At 72.8% G+C, this 24,281-nt stretch carries 16 protein-coding genes; 8 read left to right on the forward strand and 8 right to left on the reverse strand.

Annotated features, from left to right (window positions below; all coding sequences use genetic code 11):
* The first annotated feature begins 62 nt into the window (after positions 1-62).
* Positions 63-665: a TetR/AcrR family transcriptional regulator gene (locus BUE44_RS13885; protein ID WP_073497857.1), complete on the forward strand. Its 603-nt coding sequence runs from the start codon at positions 63-65 to the stop codon at positions 663-665.
* A gap of 101 nt (positions 666-766) precedes the next feature.
* Here BUE44_RS13885 and ppc read toward each other — a convergent pair whose 3' ends face one another.
* The gene (ppc, locus tag BUE44_RS13890) at positions 767-3,520 is read right to left on the reverse strand and encodes a phosphoenolpyruvate carboxylase (RefSeq protein WP_073497859.1); all 2,754 of its coding nucleotides are present in this window, start codon (positions 3,518-3,520) and stop codon (positions 767-769) included.
* Positions 3,521-3,775: 255 nt separating this feature from the next.
* On the opposite strand from ppc, the gene BUE44_RS13895 reads away from it, so the two are divergent.
* The gene (locus BUE44_RS13895; protein ID WP_073497861.1) at positions 3,776-5,083 is read left to right on the forward strand and encodes a sensor histidine kinase; all 1,308 of its coding nucleotides are present in this window, start codon (positions 3,776-3,778) and stop codon (positions 5,081-5,083) included.
* Between the two features lie 47 nt (positions 5,084-5,130).
* Here BUE44_RS13895 and BUE44_RS13900 read toward each other — a convergent pair whose 3' ends face one another.
* From BUE44_RS13900 to BUE44_RS13920, 5 genes are all read right to left on the reverse strand, one after another.
* Entirely contained in the window at positions 5,131-6,036 is a 906-nt protein-coding gene (locus BUE44_RS13900) for a coiled-coil domain-containing protein (RefSeq protein WP_073497864.1), read from the reverse strand.
* Between the two features lie 210 nt (positions 6,037-6,246).
* Positions 6,247-8,937, reverse strand: a complete 2,691-nt coding sequence (locus BUE44_RS13905) for an SUKH-4 family immunity protein (RefSeq protein WP_073497866.1) — start codon at positions 8,935-8,937, stop codon at positions 6,247-6,249.
* 7 nt (positions 8,938-8,944) lie between these two features.
* Positions 8,945-9,958 carry an SMI1/KNR4 family protein gene (locus BUE44_RS13910; RefSeq protein WP_073497868.1) on the reverse strand — a complete coding sequence of 338 codons (1,014 nt, stop codon included), beginning with the start codon at positions 9,956-9,958 and terminating at the stop codon, positions 8,945-8,947.
* Positions 9,959-10,066: 108 nt separating this feature from the next.
* A complete protein-coding gene (locus tag BUE44_RS13915; protein ID WP_107415709.1) occupies positions 10,067-10,795 on the reverse strand; it encodes a sensor domain-containing protein in 729 nt (242 codons plus the stop codon).
* 156 nt (positions 10,796-10,951) lie between these two features.
* Positions 10,952-11,677: a sensor domain-containing protein gene (locus BUE44_RS13920; RefSeq protein ID WP_073497872.1), complete on the reverse strand. Its 726-nt coding sequence runs from the start codon at positions 11,675-11,677 to the stop codon at positions 10,952-10,954.
* A 436-nt stretch (positions 11,678-12,113) separates the two neighbouring features.
* On the opposite strand from BUE44_RS13920, the gene BUE44_RS13925 reads away from it, so the two are divergent.
* From BUE44_RS13925 to BUE44_RS13950, 6 genes are all read left to right on the forward strand, one after another.
* Positions 12,114-12,623, forward strand: a complete 510-nt coding sequence (locus BUE44_RS13925) for a YwqJ-related putative deaminase (RefSeq protein WP_073497874.1) — start codon at positions 12,114-12,116, stop codon at positions 12,621-12,623.
* A gap of 8 nt (positions 12,624-12,631) precedes the next feature.
* Positions 12,632-13,123: an SUKH-3 domain-containing protein gene (locus BUE44_RS13930; protein WP_235002132.1), complete on the forward strand. Its 492-nt coding sequence runs from the start codon at positions 12,632-12,634 to the stop codon at positions 13,121-13,123.
* A 296-nt stretch (positions 13,124-13,419) separates the two neighbouring features.
* On the forward strand, positions 13,420-14,208 hold the full coding sequence (locus tag BUE44_RS13935) for an ABC transporter ATP-binding protein (protein WP_073497878.1): 789 nt from the start codon (positions 13,420-13,422) through the stop codon (positions 14,206-14,208).
* Positions 14,205-16,775, forward strand: coding sequence for an ABC transporter permease (locus BUE44_RS13940; protein WP_073497880.1), 2,571 nt, complete (start codon positions 14,205-14,207; stop codon positions 16,773-16,775). The genes BUE44_RS13935 and BUE44_RS13940 overlap by 4 nt, the downstream gene beginning before the upstream one ends.
* A gap of 255 nt (positions 16,776-17,030) precedes the next feature.
* Entirely contained in the window at positions 17,031-20,570 is a 3,540-nt protein-coding gene (gene mfd / locus BUE44_RS13945) for a transcription-repair coupling factor (protein WP_073497882.1), read from the forward strand.
* A 106-nt stretch (positions 20,571-20,676) separates the two neighbouring features.
* Positions 20,677-21,645 carry a TolB family protein gene (locus BUE44_RS13950; protein ID WP_200804412.1) on the forward strand — a complete coding sequence of 323 codons (969 nt, stop codon included), beginning with the start codon at positions 20,677-20,679 and terminating at the stop codon, positions 21,643-21,645.
* Here the strand turns inward: BUE44_RS13950 and BUE44_RS35780 are convergent.
* Entirely contained in the window at positions 21,642-23,249 is a 1,608-nt protein-coding gene (locus tag BUE44_RS35780; RefSeq protein ID WP_159450250.1) for a DUF2079 domain-containing protein, read from the reverse strand. The two genes, BUE44_RS13950 and BUE44_RS35780, sit on opposite strands and share 4 nt — an antisense overlap.
* A 229-nt stretch (positions 23,250-23,478) precedes the next feature.
* Entirely contained in the window at positions 23,479-24,162 is a 684-nt protein-coding gene (locus tag BUE44_RS13960) for a hypothetical protein (protein ID WP_073497884.1), read from the reverse strand.
* Between the last annotated feature and the right edge of the window lie 119 nt (positions 24,163-24,281).

Genomic DNA, 24,281 nt, shown 5'->3' on the forward strand with positions numbered 1-24,281 from the left:
GGGCGACGACGACCCCCAGGGTTCCCCCGGGAACCGCCGCGCGCCGCACGCGCCGGGTCCGTATGACCGGCAAGGAGCGCCGCGAGCAGCTGCTCGACATCGGTCGGACGCTGTTCGCGGAGCGCGGCTTCGAGGGCACGTCCGTCGAGGAGATCGCTCACAAGGCCGGCGTGTCCAAGCCGGTGGTCTACGAGCACTTCGGCGGCAAGGAGGGCCTCTACGCCGTCGTGGTCGACCGGGAGATGCGCCGGCTGCTCGACATGGTCACCAGCGCCCTCACCGGCGGCCACCCGCGCGAACTGCTCGAACAGGCCGCCTTCGCGCTGCTGGACTACATCCAGCAGTACACCGACGGCTTCCGCATCCTGGTCCGCGACTCGCCGGTCGCCCAGTCCACCGGCACCTTCGCCTCGCTCATCGGCGACATCGCCACCCAGGTCGAGGACATCCTCGGCCACGAGTTCAAGCAGCGCGGCTTCGACCCCAAGCTCGCCCCGATGTACGCCCAGGCCCTGGTCGGCATGGTGGCCCTGACCGGCCAGTGGTGGGTGGACACCCAGCACCCCGACAAGGCCGACGTCGTCGCCCACCTGGTGAACCTGTCGTGGAACGGACTGTCGGGCCTGGATCCCAAGCCCCGGCTGATCGGCCACCGCAAGAACTGACCGGCGGGCGCCGCCGCCGCAGAGCACACCGCCGCCCCGGGCCTCGACAGGCTCGGGGCGGCGGCGTGCTCACGACCGGCGCCCGCCGGTGTCAGCCGGTGTCAGCCCGTGTTGCGCAGGCCCGCGGCCACGCCGTTGACCGTCAGCAGCAGGGCCCGGGACAGCAGCGGGTCCGGCTCCTCGCCGCTCGCGGCGGCCGCGCGCTGCCGGGCCAGCAGGGTGACCTGGAGGTAGGAGATCGGGTCGAGGTACTGGTCGCGGATGTGGAAGGTCTGCGCCAGGACCGAGCTCGCGGCCAGCAGCTCCGACTCGCCGGTCAGCCGCAGCACCTCGCGCACCGTCAGCTCGTGCTCGGCCTCGATCGTCTCGAAGACGTGCCGCAGCTCGTCGGGCACCAGCGTCTCGACGTAGTGGCGGGCGATCCGCAGGTCGGTCTTGGCCAGCGTCATCTCGACGTTGGACAGGAAGTTGCGGAAGAAGTGCCACTGGCCGTGCGCCTCTTCCAGCACCGAGTCCAGGCCGGCCTCGCGCGCCGCCTTCAGGCCCGTGCCGACGCCGTACCAGCCGGGGACGATCTGCCGGGACTGCGTCCAGCCGAAGACCCACGGGATGGCCCGCAGGCCGTCCAGGCCCGCGCCGGAGTCCGGGCGGCGGGACGGGCGCGAGCCCAGGTGCAGCTCGCCGAGCTGGTCGACGGGGGTGGAGGCGAAGAAGTACGGCGGCAGGTCGGGGTCCTCGACCAGCTTGCGGTAGGCGCCGTGCGCGGCCTCCGAGACGATGTCCATGGCCGCGTCCCAGCGGGTCAGCGCCTCGTCGGACTGCCGGGGCGAGGTGTGCAGCGCCGACGCCTGGAGCGTGGCGGCGACCGTCAGCTCCAGGTTCTCCCGCGCCAGCGAGGGGATCAGGTACTTGTCGGAGATGACCTCGCCCTGCTCGGTCACCTTGATCTCGCCCTCCAGGGTCCCCCAGGGCTGGGCGAGGATCGCGGTGTGCGAGGGGCCGCCGCCGCGGCCGACGGTGCCGCCGCGGCCGTGGAAGAGCCGCAGCCGCACCCCGTGCCGGTGCGCCACGTCGCGCAGCCGGCGCTGGGCGCGGTGGATCTCCCACTGCGAGGTGGTGATGCCGCCGAACTTCGAGGAGTCGGAGTAACCGAGCATCACCTCCTGCACGTCGCCGCGCAGCGACACCAGCCGCCGGTAGGACGGGTCGGACAGCATCTCGTCCAGCAGCTTGTCGGCGATCTTCAGCTCGTCGGTGGTCTCCAGCAGCGGCACGATGCCGATCCTGGCGACCCCGGTGTGCAGGTCGATCAGCCCGGCCTCGCGGGCGAGCACCGCAGCGGCGAAGACGTCGTCGGAGCCCAGGCACATCGAGATGATGTACGACTCCACGACCTCGGGCCCGAAGCGCTCGAAGGCCTCCCTGATGGTGTGGAAGACCCCGAGCGTCTTGGCGCCCGCCTCGTCCAGCGGCGCGGGCGTCGGCGCCAGCGGGCGGCGCGAGCGCAGCTCCTTGGCGAGCAGCTTGCGGCGGTAGTCGCGCGGCATGTCGGCGTACCGCCAGGACTCCTCGCCGAGCCGGTCGAAGAGCTGGCCCAGCGCGTGGTGGTGGGCCTCGGCGTGCTCGCGTACGTCCATCGTCGCCAGCTGCAGGCCGAACGCCGACAGGGTGCGGATCGTACGGTCCATCCGCCCGTCGGCGATCAGACCGCCGCGGTGGGCGCGCAGCGAGGCCTGGATCTGCTGGAGGTCGTCGAGCAGCCCCGCGGTGCCCAGGTAGTCGCGGCCCGGGACGTGCGGGGTGCCCGCGGCCAGCCGCTCGCGGGTGTTGATCAGCTTCTGCCGGATGCAGGTGGCCTTGAGCCGGTAGGGCTCCTCGGCGTTCAGCCGCTTGTAGCGCGGGCTGATCTCGGGCAGCGCCACCAGGTCGGTGGCGAGCGAGTCGAGCAGCTCGCTGCTCGCGCCGGAGTTGCGGATCGAGTTGGACAGCGCGCCGCGCAGGAAGTCGACCAGCTGCAGCGCGTCCGTGATGCCGTGCTCGTGCTGCAGGATCAGCACGTCCCAGGTGACCTCGGGTGTCACGTTGGGGTTGCCGTCCCGGTCGCCGCCGATCCAGGTGCCGAAGGTCAGCGGGCGGGTCTGCGGCGGCAGCGGCACGCCGACCCGCTCCAGCTCGGCGGCCAGCTCCTCCAGGACGTCGCCGACCGCGCCCGCGTGCAGCTCGTCCAGGTAGTAGATCGCGTTGCGCGCCTCGTCGGCCGGCTCGGGGCGGACCACCCGCAGCTCGTCGGTCTGCCACAGCAGGTCGATGTTCTCGGCCAGCCGCAGGTCCGCGCGCCGCCGGTCGCCGGTGCTGCCCTCGCCCTGGCCATCCTGCTCCAGCAGCTCGGCGATCCGCCGCAGCTTGTTCAGCACCGAGCGGCGGGCCGCCTCGGTGGGGTGCGCGGTGAAGACCGGCCGCACGTTGAGGTTGCGGACCGACTCGCGTACGTGCTCGGCGTCGCCCTCCTTGAGCAGGTCCGCGGTCTGGGCGAGCAGGCCGCCCTCGACGGCGCGGCGGGAGCGCAGCTCGCGGCCGCGGTGCACCTGCTCGGTGACGTTCGCCAGGTGGAAGTAGGTGGAGAAGGCCCGGACCAGCTTCGCGGCGGTCTCCAGGTCGGTGTCGCCGAGCAGTGCGGCGGCGGCCTCCCCGTCGCTGCGGGTCAGTGCGCGGACCTTCTCGACGAGGTCGAGCAGGTCCTGGCCCTCCTGCCGCACCAGGGTGCCGCCGAGCAGCTCTCCCAGGCGTCGGATGTCGGCACGCAGGGCGGTACTGCTTGCGGTACTGCTGTCCGGGGCGGTGTCGGCGCTGCTCACAGGTGCGGCTCCTTGTGCAGGGTAAGTGGACGGCGTACTCGCGGACCGCGCTGTCCGGCCGTTCAAGGATAGGTCGCGGTCGCTGCGGCGAGACGGCCAGCCCACCAGGCGGACACCGCGTCCTTGCGACTTCCTTCCCGCGTGCTTCCGGTGTCCGTACCGCAGGCATCGCCCGGACGGACGGCGGGCGACCCGCGGGTGACGCCCCGGTACGCGGCCGGTGCCCCGTTGCGGGCACCGCATACGCTGGACGCCATGAGTACGACGGGGGCGCACGTACCGGGCGACGGCGCCGGGGGAGCCGCGGCGGTCGCCGTCGCAGTGGCGCGCCGCCCCGGCTGGTGGTGGTGGCAGCGGCGGCGCGGGTTCGTCCTCGACGTGGCACTGGCCGGGGTCTCCGCGATCGAGTGCGCCTTCGAGGGCGCGACCTTCGCCGACCGCACCGGCATCCTCCCCGGCGCGGGCGCGCTGCTCGGTGTGCTCGTCGGCGCGGTCCTGGTGCTGCGGCGGCGCTGGCCGGTCGCGGTGGTGCTGGTCGGCATCGCCATGACGCCGGCCCAGATGGGCTTCCTGCTCTCCCTGGTCGGCCTCTACACGCTGGCCGCCTCCGAGGTGCCGCGGCGCATCACCGCCGCACTTGCCGGGATGAACGGCTTCGGCACCATGCTCGTCGCCTTCCTCCAGTTCCAGGACAATCTGCGCGACCCCGACAGCAGCAGCTCCCTGCACATGCCGCTGACGCTGGTCGTCGCCGCCCTGATGGCCCTCGGCCTGACCGGCCCCCCGGTTCTGCTCGGCCTCTACGTACGCGCCAGGCGCCGCCTTGTGGAGAGCCTGCGGGAACGGGCCGACGGCCTGGAGCGCGAGCTGGAACTGCTCGCCGAGAAGGCCGCGGAGCGCGCCGAGCGCGCCAGGGCCGAGGAGCGCACCCGGATCGCCCGCGACATGCACGACGTCGTCGCGCACCGGGTGAGCCTGATGGTCGTGCATGCCGCGGCGCTCAAGGCGGTCGCGCTCAAGGACCCGCAGAAGGCGTCGGCCAGCGCCGAGATGCTCGGCGACATGGGACGGCAGGCGCTCACCGAACTGCGCCAGATGCTCGGTGTGCTGCGTACCGCCTCCGCGCCGGCGCCGGTGATCCCCGCGATGCGCCCCGAGCCCGACGCGGAGGGTCCGAGCCTGGCCCGGCTCGCCGCGCTGGTCGAGGAGTCGCAAGCCGCGGGAATGGGCGTCGAACTGACCGTCGAGGGCGCCCAGCGGCCCTGCGGCCCCCGTATCGAGGCCACCGTCTACCGCGTCGTGCAGGAGGCCCTCACCAACGTCCACAAGCACGCGGCGGGGGCCAACGCCGTCGTACGCCTGGCCTACCGCGAGGCCGAGGTCGCGGTCCTCATCACCAACGGCCCCTCCGACGGCACCCCGCAGGCCGCCCTTCCCAGCGGCGGCCACGGCCTGCTCGGCATGAAGGAACGCGTCACGGCCCACGGCGGCGGCTTCGCCGCGGGCCCCACCGCGGACGGCGGCTTCCGCGTCTCGGCGATGGTGCCGCTGCGCAGCGGGTGAGCCCTCCCGGCGAGTGACCACCGGGGGCGCGGAGGAGAGTCCGGGCGTCAGTCCTCGGCCGGCGGGCCGCCCCGCCCGGTGAGCGAGGCCAGCGTCGCCCGCACATGCGCCAAATGGGACCGGATCTCGTCGCGGTGCTCCTCGTGCTCGCGCAGCAACCGCTCGCTCTCCCGCCGCACCTGCTCCTCGTGCGACCGCGCCTGCGCCAGCATCGAGGCGGCCCGCTCCTCCGCCTCGTCCTGCTGCGTGCGCAGCGCCTCCTCGGCGGCGGCCCGCTCCTTGTGCGCCGCGTCCAGCCGCCGTTCGGCGTCGGCGAGCAGGTCGGCGAGGCGGCTGTCGACGCCGGCGTCGTGCTCGCCGAGTTCGTGTTCGAGGGCGTCGAGGCGCTCCTGCCGCTCCTTGTCGGCCTCGGCCTCGCTGCGTTCGACGTCCTGCCGCATGGCGTCGAGCGTCTGACCGGCCTCGCCCCGTACGGTGTCGGCCTCGCCGCGGGCGTGGCCGAGGATCTCGGCGGCGCGGCTGCACGCCTCGTCGAGCGTCCGCTCGGCCTGGTCCTCCGCCGCGGCGAGCCGGGCCGAGGCGGCGGCGCGCGCCTCGTCCTGGAGGGTGCGGCGGGCGGTCTCCGCGGCGTCCCTGGCATATTGCGCCTCGACCTCGGCGCGTTCCCTTACGGCGGCGGCCTCTTCCTCGACCAGCCGCATCAGCTCCTGGGCGCCGGGGCCCAGCGACTCGAAGCCGTCCGGCGGCAGGGCGCCGACCTGCTCGCGCAGGGCGGCGCATTCGGCTTCCATCTCGTTGGCGAGGACGGTGAGCCGGGCGGCCCGCTCCCAGGCGGCGTCGCGGTCCTCGGACAGTTCTTCGAGGAATCGGTCGACCTGGTCGGGGCGGTAGCCGTGGCTGCGCCCGCGCGCCTGCTCGAAGCCTGTTGACGATGCGGTCGTGTTGCTGCTCATCCGTCTGCCCCTTTTACCGCTGGCGTACCGCTGCTGCTCCTCGCCGTTCCCTCGCGTCTATTTATGACTTATGACCGAATTGTACGAGCTACGACACTCCGAACTGTTCTCCTACCCGGAAAACGCCGGAGGGCCGGGCGGAGGGGATGCACACCCCTCCACCCGGCCCTGCGGCCCGTACCGCCGGAAACCGTCCGGCCGTTGCCGCCGCTACAGCAGGCCGTCCCACATCTGCTCGATCAGCACCGACCACCAGTTGTCCGGCGACGCGATCGCCGCCGGGTCCTGAGCGGCCAGCTCCGCCTGGAAGTCCACCGTCCAGCGGCCCGCCTGCTCGGGCGTGAGCCCGATCCGCAGCCGCCACATGCGGCCGAGCAGCGCCAGGCTGCGGGCGAACTCGGGCAGGCTGGAGTTGACGAACTGCGGCGCCGCGGGCGGCGAACCGGGCGGCCCCGCCTCCAGCGGCAGCGCCACGATGTGCGCGGTGCCGTACTGCACGCACAGCTGGCGCCCGAAGTCGTTGCCCATCACCAGGTACGAGCCCGCGTCCGCAGCCGGCTGCACACCGCGCGAGGCGGCCAGCTCGGCGAGCGTCGGCACCGGCTGGCCGGGCTGTGCCTGCGCCCAGAAGAACGGCCCGAAGTCCACCGGCAGCCCGGCCCACATCAGGGTCTGCGCCACGATGTCGGGCACCCCCTGCCGGGAGACGGCCCGCTGGTCGAAGCGGAAGACCCCGGGCGGCCCGAAGGCACCGGCGAGCTCCTGCCCGATCACGTCGAGGCCGACCGGCGGCACCCGCAGCACGGTGTGCGGATCCGGCATCGGCACCCGCTGCGGCTGCGGGCGGGCCGGGGCCCCCGCCACCTGGTGCAGTTCGCCCTGGTGCGTCAACAGGTGCTGCACGCCCTGCCGGCGGCTCGCGTGGTCCCGCCCGTAAGGCGCGGTGTGGCTGATCCGCACCTGCGGCCAGGTCTCCCTGATCATCCGGGTGCAGTAACCGCCGGGCAGGTCGCAGGACTCCAGCTCGGTGTGCAGTTCGAGCACCTGCTCGGGGCGCACCCCGGCTGACCGCAGCTCGTGCAGGATCTGCCACTCGGGATGCGGGGTGCCGGGCGCGGAGCGCCGGATGATCTGCTGCTCGCTGCCGTCCTGGCCGCGGTAGCGCAGCACCGCCATGTAGCCGGGCCCCACCGTCGGCACACCGGCCGGCGGCTGCGGGTAGCCGTAGGCGGGCGCGGGCGGCGGCGCGGCCGGCCCGCCCGCATAGGGCGGCGGCGGGGGCTGGTGTGCTTGGGGGGCACCGGCGAACGGGCCGGGCGGCGGAGGCTGAGGGGCTTGGGAGGCACCGGCGAAGGGGCCGGGCGGCGGGGGCGGCGCACCGCCCATGGCGGGCCCGGTGACCGCGGGGCCGGCCAGCATGGTGGCCGCGTAGTGCGGGTCGTTGCCCGCCGCGGGCGGCGGAGGCGTCGGACCGCCCGCGTAAGGCGGCGGGGGCGGGGGCGTACCGCCACCGGGTCCTCCCGCGAAGGGCGCGGGCGGCGGGGTGCCGGGGCCGGCCATCATGGTCGCGGCGTAGTGCGGGTCGTTGCCCGCGTGGGGCGGAGGTGTGCCGGGTCCGCCGCCGGCATAGGGCGGCGGTGGGGGCGGGGTGCTCTGACCGCCTGCATAAGGCGGCGGGGGCGGGGTGCTCTGGCCGCCCGCATAAGGCGGCGGGGGCGGCGTACCACCGCCGGGCATCCCGGCGAAGGGCACGTGCGGCGCGCCGGCGCCGGGCCCCGCGAGCATGGTGGCGGCATAGTGCGGGTCGCCGGCCGCCGGGGGCGTCGGACCGCCCGCGTAAGGCGGCGGGGGCGGCGGCGTACCGCCCTGCGGGGACGGCGGAGCCGGCGGTACATTGCCGCGCACCGCCTTCGCCGTCTCCAGGCCCGAGATGTCCGCGGCACCGCTCGGTATATTGCCGGCGCTTCCGCCCGCCGGTGCCCCCAGGGACGGCGGCGGCAGGGGGACACCGGGGCCGCTCGGCGGGGGATAGGCGGAGCCGCCCATCGTGTGCGGCACCCCGCCGTGCGCCGGGGGAGGCGTCTGCCGGTCCGGGCCGCCGGCCTGGGGCCGGCCGCTGCCGCCGGGCAGCAGCTTGGTGCGCGCCTCGGACGAGTCGGGCCGCGGCGGCTCCTCCCGCAGGTCGGCGCCGCTGAGCGGCGGTGCGAAGACGGTGGCGGGGACCGGCACCGACTCGCCCCCGCCGGAGTCGCTGACCGTCTTGCCCGCCCAACTGCCGCCGTCCTGGGGCCCGCTCTGCTCGGGCACGGCCGCGGACCGGCGTACGTAGTCGACACCGCCCGGCCCCTCGGACGCGGCCGCGGGCCGCTCACCGTCGGGCTCCTGGGGCGTGCTCTGCGCGGCGGCGGGTCGCCGGTAGTCGATCCGGCCCGCGGAATCCCCGGTGTCCGACGGCGTCGCCGAGCCGTCGTCGCCGCTGTCGCTGCGGCTGCTGTCACTGCTACTGCTGCTGTCGGACCTGCGGTCCGGGATGCCCATGCGGTCCGCCGCGTCCTGCAGCCACTGCGGCGGGCTCAGCAGGAAGGACGTCGCCTCCAGGTCGATGCGCTGGGGCGGCTCGGGGGCCGCGTCGTTCGGCACTGCGCCGTACTCCTCCTCGTAACGGCGGATCAGTTCGCCGATGGGCAGGGCGGGCCACAAGGTGGCGTCCCCGCTGTCCCGGGCGATGACCACCCGTACGCCCCCGCCGTCGTCCGCCGAAGGGCCGCCCTCGCGCGGCTCCGACCAGATGACGAAGCCGAGGTCGAACTCCCTGACCCGGACGTCGCGGTGCTCGTACGGCGGCACGTCGCCGTTGATCCACTGCTCCGCGCGCTCCTGCGCCTGAGCGAAAGTCACCATGTCCGGCTCACCCCTCCACCGCGGCGGCGGTGGCGAAACCACCGTCGACCATCAGGTTCGCGACCGTCTCCAGCTCCGGCGGGTTGCCCGCGAGCCGCAGCAGGAAGGCGTCGATCGAGTCGCCGCACGGCAGCAGCAGTTCGGCGACCCGGTCCGCCGGGCTGTCCCAGTGGTCGCCGTCGCGCGCGTCGTCGTAGGCGCAGAACCACACCGAGCCCGCGCCCGCGCCCTTCACCCGCACCGCGAGCAGCCCGCCCTGGACGTAGCCGATCGCCAGGTAGTCCTTGGTGAGGTGGTCGCGCAGGCACTTGTTGACGTAGACCAGGTCATTGGCCGCCGCGGTGTCGCGGACGGTGAAGAACGGCTGGTCGATCAGCAGCCCCAACTCCGGGTCGAGCGCCACCCCGCGCGGCGCGCAGCCGCCCGCCGCTTTGAGGAAGGCCCGGTAGGAGCCCGGCAGCCGGTAGCCCAACTCCTCCTCGACGTCGCGCACCTGCGCCTCGCTGACCGCCACCGGGTCCTTGGGCAGCGCGAAATGCACCGGCCGGGTCTCCTGGAGCGGGCGGGTGCCGCGCTTGGCGGGGTCGGCGACGGACTCCGCGAGGCCGCCGTGGTGCCGCAGCAGCGCCTTGACCTCGGCGGGCACCAGTTCGAGCCGGCGGCCGCCCGCCACGTGGTGCCAGGTCCAGCCGTGCGGGGTGGCCACCGGCGGCAGGTTGCCCCACAACTCGTGGCCCGCGGCATGCAGCGCGGCATTCGCCGAGACGTAGTCGGTCAAACGCAGTTCGTCGATTCCGAAGCCCTCGGGGGGCTCGGCAATCTCGGCCGCGGCGCGGGCGTAGGGCGAGAAGTCGGGATGCCCCTCGTCGTCGATCCACACACCCTGCGGGTGGCGGCCGGCCCGGAGCGGATCCGGGAAGTGCACGACCTGCCCGGCGTAGGCCGCGTTCGGCGGCGCGGTCCGACCCCCCGCTCCGGGGTCGGGAGGCGCTGCCCCCAGCCCTTGCCGACCTGTCGTCATGACTGCTGCCCCCTGGTGCGTACGGGTGATGACGGACAGCCTAGGGCCTGAGGTCATCACCTGTCGCAAGTGCGCTGACCGGCAGTTGTGCCGGTCCGCACCGGCCCGTCAGTTGCCCTTGGCCGCGGTGCGGAGTTTGGCGACCTGCTTGACCGGGATCGTGCGGCGCAGCGTCGCCGGCTTGTGGTCGGTGCGCACCGTCTCGAAGGCCGCCGTCGTCTCGCCGGCCCTGATCACGGTCACCAGCACCTGGCCCGCGGCGCCCTTGGAGGTGTCGCCGATCGTGTACGACACCCGCTGGTCGCCGAGCCCGGGGTCGCCGGCCACGGATTTGACCTGGAAGTGCGTGGTCACCCCGCCGCGCGTCACCGCGTAGTCGTGGCAGACGGCGAGCGCCGCGGTCAGGTCGTCGAGGACCGCCTTCGCGTCGCCCACCTTGTACGAGGCGATGACGGTCAGCGAGATGGCCTTGGCGCCCTTGTCCGGGTCCGTGGTGTCGGTGACCATCGCGCCGGTGTAGACCTGCCGCGGGTGCTTGGGCCGGCTGGTCCACTGGTCGACCACCGGCTGGCAGGCCGGCACGTCGGCCTTCGCCGCGGCGCCCAGCAGCAGGTCCTTGCTGCCGGCCGGCAGCACCTGGACGTGCGGCACGTCGGAGGAGGTCAGCAGGGCCGACGTCAGCTTGGCGATGGGCACGGCGCCGGAAGCCACCGGGCCCGGCTTGTCGTCGCCGCCTCCGCCGCCGCAGCCGGTCGCGAGCGCGAGGGCGGGCAGCAGCGCGGCGGCGGCCACGGCCCGCCTACCGGTCAGTAGACGATGGTCTGCGCGTATCGGCATCGATGCGATCCCCTGTGTCGTGTCCGTCCCCGGCGTCCCACGGGCGACGGCGTTCCCACGGGCGGCGGCCCGTTGCCGCGCGACTTTACGGCAACCGGGCCGCCCTCTCCGCTGTGGGGCTGCTCACAGGCCCTGCGGTCTTTCCTCCCGCTTCGCCTACTTCCTCGCCGCGAGCGCCGCCTTGAGCTTCTCGCTCTGCTTGCGCACCACGTCGATGGGCAGCGGGCCCGCGCCGCCGCTGGACTTCACCGACACGTACGCGGTCACCGTGTCGCCGGTCTGCACGACGGCCACCAGCGCCGCACCGGTCTTCTTGTCCGCGGCGTCGTTCATCTGATAGGAGACCGACTCGTCGCCGGTCGGCACCGCGGGGCCCTTGCTGACGGTGAACGGCGTCTTCGTGCCCGTGCTGTCGGTCGCGGTGAAGCCCGTGCAGCCGGCGAGCGCGGTCTTGACCGACTCGATGACCTTCTTCGCGTCGCCCGGCGCGTGGCTGGCCACCAGCATCTGGTTGATCACCTCGGGCGTCGCGCCGCTGGTCGCCGTGGTCTTGGCGAAGGCGGCGCCGACGAAGGCCATCCGGTGGATCCTCGGATTGCTGCTGGTGATGTCGGCCAGCGGCTGGCAGACCGGCTTGTCCGCGGTCAGCCTGGAGGTGTCGGAGGAGTCGGCGGTCTGCGACGGCTGGATCGTCCAGCCGGGCACGTCGGAGTCCGTGACCAGGGCCTTGCTGAGCTGCGCGGTCGTCAGCGGCGCTTTGCCGCTGAGGATGGTCGACGTGCCGTCGGGGCCCTTCGTGGAGTCCGAGGAGGAGGAGCAGGCGGCGGCGAGCAGCAGCGCGGGGAGCGCGGCGGCGGCCAGACGGAGCCGGGTCTTGTGCATCGAGGTCACATTCCCTGGTTCGGCGGTGTGGGGGGGACCCGCGCGAGCGGGCCGACTGCCGATCCTCCCTGCCCGCGGTGCCCCGCGTCCATGCCGGGCCTGACGCTGTGCCCCGCCTGTGCGGGGCCCGCGGACGGCGGGTGGTCCGGTGCCGGTGTCCGCGACGCGGCAATGTACGCCGTGGACGCGTGGGCGCCGCTGTGTACGGAGCCGGCCCGCCTATGCGTTTACGCGCTTCGGATGTGCCGTTCATGTGTTCGCTGTGTACGCGCTGTGCCTGCTGTGTCGGCGTTCGGTCACCCGACGGTGACATGGCCCACACACAATGGGCGCGGCGCCGCGTTCCGCTTCCCCATCGCGTGGCCCGTTTGGCACTCTGATCGACATACGGGGGATCGCCCGCCCCGGCGGGCGGACGGAGGGATGCACGTAAAACATGACAACTCAACTGCCGCCGGCGGGAACCGCCGACCCCAGGCTGAACTGGAGCGCGCCCAGGCACCGGGAGGGGCCGCCGCCGCTGCGCCACCGCAGGGACGGCATCCTGCCCGCGGTCGCCGCCGCACTGTCCATCCGCGACGAGGTGCTGACCTGCACCGGAGCCAAGGGCGACCAGCCGCCCGTCCTGCACCCGATCGTGCAGGAGTTCCTCGACGCGCTGCCCACCGTCCAGCGGGAGCGCTTCACCGGCCGGTGCGCGGAGCCGGTGCTCATTTCACGCCATCTGGCCGCGGTCGAGGCGCAGCGGAGCAAGCGGGCCTCGCGCCGCCCCCTGACCCAGGGCGAGGCCCGCAAGGCGCTGCGCGGAGCGAAGCTGACGGCCCGCCGTATACGCGAGGACGGCGACCCCGCGCACGGCGCGTACGCGCCGCCGTGCCGCTCCTGCGGACCGCTGCTCGCGCACTTCGGCGTGCGGGCCGTCGACCCGTCGGCAGAGGGGGAATGAAGACCCCGATGGCAGTCAGTGTGCGTTTCCCGGCCGGCGTCGACGCGGCCCTGCGGGCCGGCGGCTGGGAGCCCGGCCGCTGGGACATCAAGCAGGCCGAGGAGTGGGCCGACCTGCTGCGCGACCATGTCTCACCCGGCGGGCACCGGCACGCCGTCTTCCCGGCCGCCGTCGAGGCGTGGGCCGAATTCGGCGGGCTCGCCTACCCTCCCGCCTCCGGTCCCGGCCGGCAGGTCGCGCCCAGCGCGGTCACCGTCGACCCGCTGGTGGGCCTGCACATGGCGCGGACGTTCGCCGACCTCGGCCGGGCGCTGGAGACCGAGGTCAGCCCGCTCGGTGAGGAGCCCGGCTCCGGCGCCCTGCTGGCCATCGACGCCGAGGGCCGGGTCTACGGCATCGACCACGCGGGCGACTGGTACGCCGGCCCCGACATCGACCTCGCGCTGGCCACCCTGATCGGCGGCGGCCGTACCGTACGGCTCACCCTCACCGCCGGCTGAGCCGCCCCCGCACCTGCGCTGAGCTGGGCCGCGACCCCTGCCCCTTACTCCGGTACGCCCTGACGCCGGTCGTCCCCTAAGGGGAGGCACCTACTTGGGGCGGGCCCAGGTTCGTACCGGCGGATGACGTTCGGGCCTTATGCGCTCCCTACGGTCATAGAGCGGGGTGGGGATAGCCCCACCAGCAAGACGGAGACCTTCCCCATCGCCCCGCCCGGCCGGCTCCAGCAGGCTGGTGCACACAGCAGAGCCCGATCCACGACGACACATCTGACGCACACGACACAGGAGACACAGTGACAACGGCAGTAACGATTCCCAAGTCCGGGGGCAACGGAGAACGTTCGGCTGTTGCCGCTGCGGGGCGCTCCGTGACGAAGTCGTACGGCGCGGGTGAGACCAAGGTCGTCGCGCTGGACGCGGTCGACGTCGACATCGCCCGCGGCCGCTTCACCGCGATCATGGGCCCCTCCGGCTCCGGCAAGTCCACGCTCATGCACTGCCTCGCCGGACTCGACACGGTCACCGAGGGTCGTATCTGGGTCGGCGACAGCGAGATCACCGGCATGAAGGACAAGAAGCTCACCCAGCTGCGCCGCGACAAGATCGGCTTCATCTTCCAGTCCTTCAACCTGCTCCCGACCCTCAACGCGGCGGAGAACATCACGCTGCCGATGGACATCGCCGGCCGCAAGGTCGACCGCGAGTGGTTCGACCGGGTCGTGGAGACCGTCGGCCTGGCCGGCCGGCTCAAGCACCGCCCGACCCAGCTCTCCGGCGGCCAGCAGCAGCGCGTGGCCGTCGCCCGCGCCCTGGCCGCACGCCCCGAGATCATCTTCGGCGACGAGCCGACCGGAAACCTCGACTCGCGGGCCGGCGCCGAAGTGCTCGGCTTCCTGCGCCGCTCGGTCGACGAACTCGGCCAGACCATCGTCATGGTCACCCACGACCCGGTCGCCGCCTCCTACGCCGACCGCGTCCTCTACCTGGCCGACGGCCGGATCGTGGACGAGATGGCCAACCCGACCGCCGAGTCCGTCCTCGAGCGCATGAAGTCCTTCGACGGCCGCGGGAGGACCTCGTGACCGTCCTGAAGACCTCGGTGCGCAACTTCTTCGCGCACAAGGGCCGGATGGCCCTCTCGGCGATCGCCGTCATGCTCTCGGTGGCCTTCGTCTGCGGCACCCTGGTGTTCACCGACACCATGACCGCCACCTTCGACAAGCTCTTCGGCTCCACCGCCTCCGACGTCACCATCAGCGCCAAGAAGGTCGACGACCGGCAGGCCACCGGCATGCCGGACGCCGTGCCCGCCTCGCTCCAGCAGAAGCTGGAGAAGGTGGCGGGCGTCGCGAAGTCCGACCCCGACGTCACCAGCGACGACGTCACGGTCGCCGACGCGCACAACGACAAGATCAGCCCGTCGTCCGGCGCCCCGACCATCGTCAGCAACTGGGACCCGACGGAGACCAAGGCCGTGGAGATCTCCTCCGGCCACATCCCGCAGGGCTCCGACCAGGCGGTCCTCGACGCCGACACCGCCAAGAAGCACGACCTGAAGATCGGCGACACGCTGCGGGTCATCGCGGCCCCCGGCGACTTCAAGGTCACCATCTCCGGCATCGCGACCTTCAAGACCACCAACCCGGGCGCGGCCGTCGTCTACATCGACACCGCCACCGCCCAGGCCAAACTGCTCGGCAACACGTCGGAATACACCGGCTTCGGCCTCACCGCCACCGCCGGCACCACCGACGACCAGCTCAAGCAGAACGTCAAGGCGGCCATCGGCAGCGGCTACACCATCGACACCGCGGCCGAGACCAAGAAGAAGGACCAGGACGACCTCGGCGGCTTCCTGAACTTCATGAAGTACGCGATGCTCGGCTTCGCCGGGATCGCCGTCCTGGTCGGCATCTTCCTGATCGTCAACACCTTCTCCATGCTGGTCGCCCAGCGCACCCGGGAGATCGGGCTGATGCGGGCGCTCGGCTCCAGCCGCCGCCAGGTCAACAGATCGGTGCTGATCGAGGCGGTGCTGCTCGGCGTCACCGGCTCGGTGCTCGGCATCGGCGGCGGCATCGGACTGGCCATCGGGCTGATGAACCTGATGGGCAAGGTCGGGATGAAGCTCGACACCTCCGAGCTGACCATCAAGGCCATCACCCCGATCATCGGCCTGGCCATCGGCGTCATCGTCACGGTGGTCTCGGCCTACATCCCGGCCCGCCGGGCGGGCAAGATCTCCCCGATGGCCGCACTGCGGGACGCCGGCACCCCGGCCGACGGCAGGGCCGGACGGATCCGCGCCGCGATCGGCATCCTGGTCTGCGCGGCCGGCGCGCTGGCCCTGATCGGCGCGGGACAGGCCGACAAGGCCTCCTCCGGCGGCGGCCTGCTGGGCCTTGGCGTGCTGCTCACCCTGGTCGGCTTCGTCATCGTCGGCCCGCTGCTCGCCGGCGTGATCGTCCGCGCGGTGAGCGCGGTCGTGCTGCGCTTCTTCGGCCCGATGGGACGCCTCGCCGAGCGCAACGCGCTGCGCAACCCGCGGCGTACCGGCGCCACCGCCTCCGCGCTGATGATCGGCCTGGCCCTGGTGGCCGGCATGTCGGTGGTCGGCTCGTCCATGGTGGCCTCCGCCAACGACCAGCTCGACAAGTCGGTCGGCGCGGACTTCATCGTCCAGGTCGGCAACAACGGCAACCAGACCCTCACCCCGGCCGCCGAGAAGGCGCTCACCTCGACCACGGACATTGAGCACTTCACCCACTACACCGTCGTCAACGCCAAACTCACGCTGCCGTCCGGCGGCACCGTCAAGACCAACCTGAGCGCGGCCGACCCGACCTACCCGCAGGACCTGCAGCTCAAGACCGTCCAGGGCAAGCTCGCCGACGCCTACGGCAAGGACGCGATGTCCGTGCCCGAGGGCTTCGCCAAGGACCACAAGGTCAAGCTCGGCGACGAGCTGACCGTGCTCATGACCGGCGGCAGGGCCGCCCACCTCAAGGTCGCCGCGATCACCAGCGACGACACCAGCATCGAGCACGGGTCGATGTTCACGAACATCGCGACCGCCCGCAGCTACCTGCCCGCGGACAAGATGCCCGGCGACTTCATGATGTTCGCCAAGGCGGTGGACGGTAAGGAGAAGCAGGCCTACGCCTCGCTCAAGGCGTCCGTCAAGGCCTACCCGCAGATCGACGTCCGCGACCAGGCCGACTACAAGGACCTGATCCAGAGCCAGGTCAACCAGCTGCTCTACATGATCTACGCGCTGCTCGGCCTCGCGATCATCGTCGCCATCCTGGGCGTGGTGAACACCCTGGCGCTGTCGGTGGTCGAACGCACCCGGGAGATCGGCCTCATGCGGGCCATCGGCACCTCGCGGCGGCAGCTGCGCCGGATGATCCGCCTGGAGTCGGTCGTCATCGCGCTCTTCGGCGCCCTGGTGGGACTGGGCCTCGGCCTCGGCTGGGGCGCCACCGGCCAGCGGGTCCTGGCCTCCCAGGGCCTGGGCATCCTGCAGATCCCCTGGACGACGATCGTGGTCGTCTTCATCGGCTCCGCGGTGGTCGGCCTGCTCGCCGCCCTCCTCCCGGCCTTCCGGGCGGGCCGCATGAACGTGCTGAACGCCATCGCGACGGACTAGCGCCGCCGCCCAGCACCCCGCCACCCCCGCACCCCCGTGCCCCGCCAGGGCGCGGGGGTGCCCGTGCCATGCGGGCCGCGCGCCCGCCCGCCGGACCGGCGCATGGAGCTGCCTTGCGCCGGTCCGGCGGTGAACCCGGGCCGGAGGCCGTACGCTGGAGAGACCCCCGGCCCGTGACACGTGTCGGGCGGTTCGCGTTGCCCGCGGACGCAAGAGGGCGGCGCCCCCATACGCACACCCCGGGACGGAACCTGTATGAGTCTCAACGGTCTGGTCGACGCAGCCGTCGCCGACAGCGCCCTCGCTGAGGCGGTCCAGGCCGCGGTCTCCGGATCGCGGCCGCATGTGGACCTCGTCGGCCCGCCGGCAGCCCGCCCACTGGCCGTCGCGGCGCTCGCCGCCAAGGCGCACCGCACGGTGCTCGCCGTCACCGCCACCGGGCGTGAGACCGAGGACCTCGCCGCGGCGCTGCGCTCGATGCTGCCGCCGGACTCCGTCGTGGAGTACCCGGCGTGGGAGACGCTGCCGCACGAGCGGCTGTCGCCGCGCAGCGACACCGTCGGCCGCCGGCTCGCGGTGCTGCGCCGCCTCGCGCACCCGCGGGCCGACGACCCGTCGGCCGGCCCCGTCCAGGTCGTGGTCGCCCCGATCCGCTCGGTGCTCCAGCCGCAGGTCAAGGGCCTGGGCGACCTGGAACCCGTGGCGCTGAGCAATGGAGCCACCGCCGACCTGGGCGCGATCGTCGACGGCCTGGCGGCGGCCGCGTACGCGCGGGTCGAGCTGGTCGAGAAGCGCGGCGAGTTCGCGGTGCGCGGCGGCATCCTGGACGTCTTCCCGCCGACCGAGGAGCACCCGCTGCGGGTCGAGTTCTGGGGCGACGAGGTCGAGGAGATCCGCTACTTCAAGGTCGCCGACCAGCGGTCGCTGGAGGTCGCGGAACACGGCCTGTGGGCGCCGCCGTGCCGCGAGCTGCTGCTCACCGACGACGTCAGGGCGCGGGCCGCCGAGCTGGCCGCCGAGCACCCCGAGCTGCACGAACTGCTGGACAAGATCGCCGAGGGCATCGCGGTCGAGGGCATGGAGTCGCTGGCCCCGGTGCTGGTGGACGCCATGGAGCTGCTGATCGACGTGCTGCCCGCCGGGTCGATGACCGTGGTGTGCGACCCGGAACGGGTACGGACCCGGGCCGCCGACCTGGTGGCGACCTCGCAGGAGTTCCTCGAGGCGTCCTGGGCGGCCTCGGCCGGCGGCGGCGAGGCGCCGATCGATCTGGGCGCCGCGTCGCTGTGGCCGATCGCCGACGTCCGCGAGCGGGCCCGCGAGCTGGGCGTGCCGTGGTGGTCGGTGAGCCCCTTCGCCGCCGACGAGGCCGACGACCTGGACGGCGACACCCTCAAGCTGGGCATGCGCGCCCCCGAGCTCTACCGCGGTGACACCGCGCGGGCGCTGGCCGACACCAAGGGCTGGATCGCCGACGGCTGGCGGACCGTCTACGTCACCGAGGGCCACGGGCCGGCCGCCCGGGTCGCCGAGGTGCTGGCGGGCGAGGGCATCGCGGCCAGGCTCGACATCGAGCTGACCGAGCTCGCGCCCTCCGTGGTGCATGTCGCGACCGGTTCGATCGAGCACGGCTTCATCGACCCGGGACTGCGGCTCGCGGTGCTGACCGAGACCGACCTGTCGGGGCAGCGGTCCTCCACCAAGGACATGGGCCGGATGCCGTCCCGGCGCCGCAAGACCATCGACCCCCTCACGCTGGTCGGCGGCGACTACATCGTGCACGAGCAGCACGGCGTCGGCCGCTACGTGGAGATGGTGCAGCGCACCGTCCAGGGCGCCACCCGCGAGTACCTGGTCGTCGAATACGCCCCCGCCAAGCGCGGCCAGCCGGGCGACCGGCTGTTCGTGCCCACCGACCAGCTGGAGCAGATCACCAAATACGTCGGCGGCGAGGCCCCGACGCTGCACCGGCTGGGCGGCGCGGACTGGACGAAGACCAAGGCGCGGGCGAAGAAGGCGGTCAAGGAGATCGCGGCCGACCTGATCAGGCTGTACTCCGCCCGGATGGCCGCGCCCGGCCACACCTTCGGGCCCGACACCCCCTGGCAGCGCGAGCTGGAGGACGCCTTCCCCTACGCGGAGACCCCCGACCAGCTCACCACCATCGCCGAGGTCAAGGAGGACATGGAGAAGTCCGTGCCCATGGACCGCCTGATCTGCGGCGACGTCGGCTACGGCAAGACCGAGATCGCGGTGCGGGCGGCCTTCAAGGCCGTGCAGGACGGCAAGCAGGTGGCCGTCCTGGTGCCCACGACGCTGCTGGTGCAGCAGCACTTCGGGACCTTCTCCGAGCGTTACGCGCAGTTCCCGGTCAACGTGCGGGCGCTGTCCCGCTTCCAGAGTGACACCGAGGCCAAGGCGGTGCTCGAAGGGCTGCTCGACGGGTCGGTGGACATCGTCATCGGCACCCACCGGCTTTTCTCCGCCGAGACCCGCTTCAAGGACCTCGGCCTGGTCGTCGTGGACGAGGAGCAGCGCTTCGGCGTCGAGCACAAGGAGCAGCTCAAGAAGCTGCGCGCCAACGTCGACGTGCTGACCATGTCCGCCACCCCCATCCCGCGCACCCTGGAGATGGCGGTCACCGGCATCCGGGAGATGTCCACCATCACCACCCCGCCGGAGGAGCGGCACCCCGTGCTGACCTTCGTCGGACCGTACGAGGAGAAGCAGATCGGCGCCGCCATCCGGCGTGAACTGCTGCGCGAGGGCCAGGTCTTCTACATCCACAACCGGGTCGAGTCCATCGACCGGGCCGCCGCCCGGCTGCGCGAGATCGTGCCGGAGGCGCGGATCGCCACCGCCCACGGGCAGATGGGGGAGTCGGCCCTGGAGTCGGTCGTGGTCGACTTCTGGGAGAAGCGCTTCGACGTGCTGGTCTCCACCACGATCGTGGAGTCCGGGATCGACATCCCCAATGCCAACACCCTGATCGTGGAACGCGGCGACACCTTCGGCCTGTCCCAACTGCACCAGCTGCGCGGCAGGGTCGGCCGCTCCCGCGAACGCGGCTACGCCTACTTCCTCTACCCGCCCGAGAAGCCGCTCACCGAGACCGCGCACGAACGGCTGGCCACCATCGCCCAGCACACCGAGATGGGCGCGGGCATGTACGTCGCCATGAAGGACCTGGAGATCCGCGGCGCGGGCAACCTCCTCGGCGGCGAGCAGTCCGGCCACATCGCGGGCGTCGGCTTCGACCTCTACGTACGGATGGTGGGCGAGGCCGTCGCCGACTACCGCTCGGCCCTGGAGTCGGGCGGCGAGCCGGAGGAGACACTGCTCGAGGTCAAGATCGAGCTGCCGGTCGACGCCCACGTCCCGCACGACTACGCCCCCGGCGAGCGGCTGCGCCTGCAGGCCTACCGGGCCATCGCCGCCGCCAACTCCGCCGAGGACGTCACCGCCGTCCGCGAGGAACTGGTCGACCGCTACGGCCCGCTCCCGGAACCGGTGGAGAACCTGCTGCTGGTGGCCGGCCTGCGGATGCTGGCCCGCAAGGTCGGCGTCACCGACATCACCCTGCAGGGCGCCAACGTCCGCTTCGGCCCGGTCGAGCTGCGCGAGTCGCAGGAGCTGCGGCTGTCCAGGCTCCACCCGCGCGCCGTCCTCAAGCCCGCCGCCCGCCAGGTCCTGGTGCCCCGTCCGTCCACCGCCCGCATCGGCGGCAAGCCGGTGGTGGGCCGGGAACTGCTCGAGTGGACCGCGGACTTCCTGACCACCGTCCTGGGCACATGACTCCCGCACCGTCCCTCTCCCTTCCGTTCCCTGTCCCCTTCTCCTTCGATCCCGCCCGTCGCCCCCGGCCGGCGACCGCCGCCCCGCCCGCGGTTACAGTGCGGGCGTGACGATCACCGGTGCGGGGACGAACGTACGGCCGCTGGCACCCGGGCAGCGCGCCCGGCTGCTGGTCGGCGACATCGACGGCGGTGAGCCGCGGCTGGTGTACGAGACCGCGGACAGCGCCCTGGAGGCGCCGAACTGGTCCCCCGACGGCCGCTGGCTGGTCGTCAACCAGGACGGTCTGCTGCTGCGGATCCCCGCCGGCAGCAGCCCCGCCGACGGCGTGCTGCCCGAGGTCATCGACACCGGCGGCATCACCGACGCCAACAACGACCACGTGCTCTCGCCGGACGGCGCCACCCTCTACCTGTCAGCCGGCGACGGGCACATCCACGCGGTGCCCTTCACCGGGGGCCCGGCCCGCCGGGTCACCAACGACCGCGGCCCCGGCCCCTTCCGGCACTTCCTGCACGGCGTCTCACCGGACGGCCTGACCCTGTCCTACGTCGGCGTCGAACCCCACGGCGGCGACGAATGGGGCTACCGCAACATCTTCACCGTCCCTTCGGCAGGCGGCCCCGACACCCGGCTGACCGACACCCCGGCCCCCGCCGACGGCCCGGAGTTCACCCCGGACGGCGACTGGATCCTCTTCAACTCCGAGCACGGCGCCGCCACCCCGGGCCACGCCCAGCTCTTCCGCATGCGCCCCGACGGCTCGGAACTGACCCGGCTGACGTCCGACGAACGCGTCAACTGGTTCCCCCATCCCTCGCCCGACGGAGGGCACATCCTCTTCATCAGCTTCCCGCCGGGCACCGAGGGCCACCCCGCCGACCGCGACGTCGTCCTGCGCCTCATGGACTCCGCCGGCGGCGCCCCTCGCGACCTGCTCGCCTTCTTCGGCGGCCAGGGCAGTCTCAACGTCAACAGCTGGTCCCCCGACAGCCGCCACTTCGCCTACGTCGACTACCCGGTCGGCCGCCCGCTCGACGGCGATCCGGCCGGCACCCGGTTCACCAGGCCCTAGCTGCGGCGCAGGATCACATAGCCGTCCTGGTTGGCTATCTCGGTGTAGGTCGCGCCGGGGTGCAGCGACGTGCCGTACGACACCGGGTCCGGCACCCACCCGCTGGAGTTGTCCAGCGCGATGTACTGCGGCACCACTCCGTTCGCGCCGCCGACCCAGTAGACGGTGGTGCGGTGCACCAGCCGGCTGATCGGCCCGACGTTCGCCTCCACGGTGGCGCCGTCGGGTATCAGGTCGAGCAGCTTCTCCACCGCCTTGGTGCGCGCGTCGACCTTGTAGGTGTCGGTGTGGCCGAGTGAGGCCAGGGGCAGCGACAAGGTCAGCGCCATGGCGGCGCCGACCGCCGCGGCCGGCACCCCCGACGCGTACGACCGCAGCCACGGCCGCGGGCTCCGCCGGGACCGGTCCGCCGCGTCCACCAGGGCCAGGAAGATCACCGGCATCAGCACCGCGCTGTAGTGCCAGGCCGTGCCCCAGTTCTCCGGGTAGTGGGACAGGAACCGCCACCCGACGGTCGGCAGCGCCGCCACGATCAGCGGTGACCGCAGCGCCAGCAGCCCGCTGGTCGGCAGCAGAATCCACAGCAGGGTCCGCAGCGCGGTGCCGAACGGGATGCGCCCGGTCATCGTGCCGTCGCCGTTGATGTGGTTGAACGCGTCGTAGCCGGGGCCGTGGAAGGCGGGGATCAGCACCCCGATGGCCAGCGCGGACGCCGCCACTCCGAAGCCCATCAGCCCGATCGCCCATGGCCCGTACCGCTGTGCGTCGCTCAGCGGCGCCTCCACCTGGTCACCTCCTTCCGGCGTGCTGCCCTGCTCCGTCCCGTCCGGTCCGACCCCGTCGCCCGGGGATCCGCCGGCCGCCCTCCGCTCGTCCGCCGCGGCCGCCTGCGCCGGGACGGACGCACCCGGCTCCGCCGCCTCGCGGGTGCGCCACCAGACGATCGCGCCGATCGTCGCGGCCGTGACGCCCATGTCCTCCTTGACCAGCACCAACGGCAGTGCCCACCACATCGCCGCCGCCCAGCGCTTGCGGACCAGCGCCTCCAGCGAGAAGGCCAGCAGCGGCATGGCGAAGGCGATCTCGTGGAAGTCGAAGTCGACCGCCCGCTGCACCCCCCACGACAAGCCGTACGCCGCGCCCACGGCCAGCCCGCGCCCCCGCCCCAGCAGCAGCGCGGCGCCCCGGGTGACCGGGACCACCGACAGCGCGAAGAGCAGCGCCTGGGCGACCAGCAGCGTCGCCGGGCTCGGGAAGACCCGGTAGAAGGGGGCTATCAGGGCGGTGACCGGGCTGAAGTGGTCGCCGAGCGCGTTGAAGCCCGGGCCCTTCAGCTGGGTGGTCGGCGCCTGCAGATGGGCGTACCCCTTCACGGCCTGCTCGAAGATGCCCAGGTCCCAGGACATCGTCAGCATCCGGCGGTACCGGACCAGCGACAGCAGGACGTACGCGCCGAAGAAGACGGCACCCAGCAGATACGGGTCGAGCCGCGCCCCCGCGATCCGCAGTCGCAGCCCCGCAAGGCCGGTGGAGCCTGGCAAGGCGGCGCGCGGCGCGGCCTCGCCACCCTTCGTCTGCGGTATGACGGCCTCGGCCCTGTCCATCGTCGTCCTCCCGAGGAAGCGGGGTCGGGGTCTGCGGGAAAAGATACGGGACGACACTGTCCGCGCGGGACCCATGGGACGGACGAGCCTGCCCGCCTTGGTCCGGCACCCCTCCCGCGGGCGCGGCCTCCGTCCCCGCCGGTCCGCCGTCCCGCCGTGCCCGCCCGCCCGCCGGTCCGGGCGGCTCGGGGGGCGGCGGGGGCTCCGGCGGCGGGGCGCGGCCTTACGCTCAGCCGGTCTTCGTCCAGGTGCCGCAGTCGGCCGTCTTGAAGTAGGCGTCCTTGGCGGTGATGGTGACCACGGCCTGGCCGGTGACGTTGTCGTTCGCCTTGATGGAGTCCACGTCGTGCAGCGCGTCCTTGTTGCGCTCCCAGTAGCAGGTCTCGCCACCCTTGGCCTTGTAGGTGCCGGCGGCTATGTCCGTGCCCACCTTGTACATGCCGTCGCCCATCGACGTCTTCGGCGCGCTGGGCTTGGCCGCCCCCGCGGGATACCAGTCCTTGCAGTCCGTCGAGGTGAAGACCTTGTCGGTCGGCTTGATCGTCACGTAGCTGCTGCCGGCGACCGTGTCGTTGGCCAGGATGGAATCGGTGTCGTTCTTGGCGTCCTTGGCCCGCTCCCAGTAGCACATGCCGTCGTCGTTCCCGCTCGTCCGGTAGGTGCCGGGCTGGATGTCGGTGCCGACCTGGAACGTGCCGTTGCCTTTGAAGGCGGGCTTGGCCGCCGGCTTGCCCTCTTTCTTTTTCGCGGGCGCGGACGCGGGGGCGGACGAGGCGGTGGTGGTCGCCTTGTCGCCGGCCGAGCCGGTCGAGGACGCCGAGTCGTCCGCGGGACTGCAGGCCGCCGTGCCGATCGCGAGGACGGCGGCGACCGCGCCCGCGGCGGCGATCCGGGTGAGAGACAGCTTGGACATGGGAATTCCCCCCTGTGGTCGGCGGGCCCCGATGGCCCCGTGAACCGTTGTCACTATGACAGCATTCCCTTGTGAACCGAGTCAACACTATTTCTCAAATGAGTGATGTTCACGCCGTG

Source organism: Actinacidiphila paucisporea, from assembly GCF_900142575.1.
GTDB lineage: Bacteria > Actinomycetota > Actinomycetes > Streptomycetales > Streptomycetaceae > Actinacidiphila > Actinacidiphila paucisporea.